1 protein-coding gene is annotated in these 1,509 nt (G+C 67.5%); it reads right to left on the reverse strand.

The genetic code is table 11. The features are described 5' to 3' along the window. Nucleotides 1–1,509, reverse strand: a 1,509-nt coding sequence (locus FAZ14_RS20165) for an RHS repeat protein (protein WP_194287090.1), incomplete at both ends; no start/stop codon positions are given.

The raw sequence follows: 1,509 nt of genomic DNA on the forward strand, positions 1-1,509 counted from the left end.
CCCTATCGGGTCTGGCGAGACATAGCACCCACCGGCCGGGTCGTAGTACCGAAAGCGGTTATAGCACAGCCCGCTTTCGCTGTCACGGAGCTGCCCGGCGAAGGCCAGGCCGGGGTCCGGACTTTCCGATTTTTCTGCCTGACGCTGGCCCCACAGGGTGGCTTTCGGGGCCTGCCAGCGCAGGGTGCCGTCCGGTGTGAATAGCGCCTGCGGCACGCCGTTCTGGCTGCTGGTGACAAAATCCGTTTCCCAGTCGCCGCCGGTGTGCTGGCGCTGCTGGACCACCAGCTCCCAGCCGTTGTAGACCCAGTGGCGGCGGGCTACCAACTGGCCGTGGCGGTAGTGGCGGATTTCCGCTATCTGGTCGCCGTCCCACTGGTAGCGAATTTCTTCGGCTTTCTGGTCGCAGCGTTTGCCCACCCGGCGACCGAACGGGTCGTAACGGTACAGCCAGCGTTCGCCGGTCGGGGTATCCACCACCCGCAGCTGGTTGCGGCTGTCCCAGCGGTACTGCCACACCTGCGGGCGGTAGCCCGGCTGCACCACCTGTTTACGGATAAGCCGTCCGGCCCTGTCGTACTGGTAATGGGTGTCATCGTGCTGAACCAGTCGGCCAGACTGCCACTCGGTAAGCCGCCCTGCCTCCTGCGGCAGACCGGTGCGGGTGTAGTGGAAGCGGGCGAGGGTGTCCACCGGTTTGCCCGCGCCACCGCTCAGCACTGCCTGCACCCGGCCGGTGGCGTCCAGACGATAACCTTCGGCGTCGCGGTTGTGACGCACCCCGGTCAGGTTACCGGCACCGTCGTAGCGGTATTCCCGTGTCTGCGCCGCCAGCAGGTGGCCGTCGTGCTGTGCCCCGCTCATCTCCCGCGTCAGCCAGCCCATCACGTCGTATTCCCGCTGCTGGACAAAGCCGCTGCCGCCGCGGCGGTGTGACTCGCGGCCCGCTGCATCCTGGGTCAGGGTCAGGTCGGCACCGTCCGGCAACTGCACCTGCCGCAGCTCGCCGGTGCGGGTGTAATGGAACAGGCTGGTGAGTGGCGCGAGGGTGCCGGTGGTGTCCCCGGCGTCGCCGTCCCAGGTCAGGGTGCGGGTGACGGTGCGGGCCGCGTCATCGTACTGGCGGGTGAGCAGCGTGCCGTTGTGCCATTCACGCACCACCCGGTCGCGCAGGTCGTAGTCCAGTTGCACATGGGCGGTGGCTGACGAGACCTCGGTCAGGCGGCCCACCGCATCGTACCGGTAGTGCAGGGTGTCGTCCGGCGCGGTTTCACGCAACAGCAGGCCGCGGGCGTCGTAGAGGAAGTGACGGGTGTCGCCTTCGCCGTTGCGCACGCTGACGCACAGGCCGTCCTCGTCGTAGCTGTAGTGGGTCTCGGTGCCGGTCATGTCACGCTCGCGGATGACCCGCCCGTCGGCATCCAGCCACCACTGCCAGCGGCTGCCGTCCGGGGCAATAACCGTTGTCAGTTGCTGGCTCTCTTTATCGTACGCGTAGTGCCAGGTGCG

The sequence above is a fragment of the Dickeya oryzae genome, from assembly GCF_009372235.1.
Lineage (GTDB): Bacteria > Pseudomonadota > Gammaproteobacteria > Enterobacterales > Enterobacteriaceae > Dickeya > Dickeya oryzae.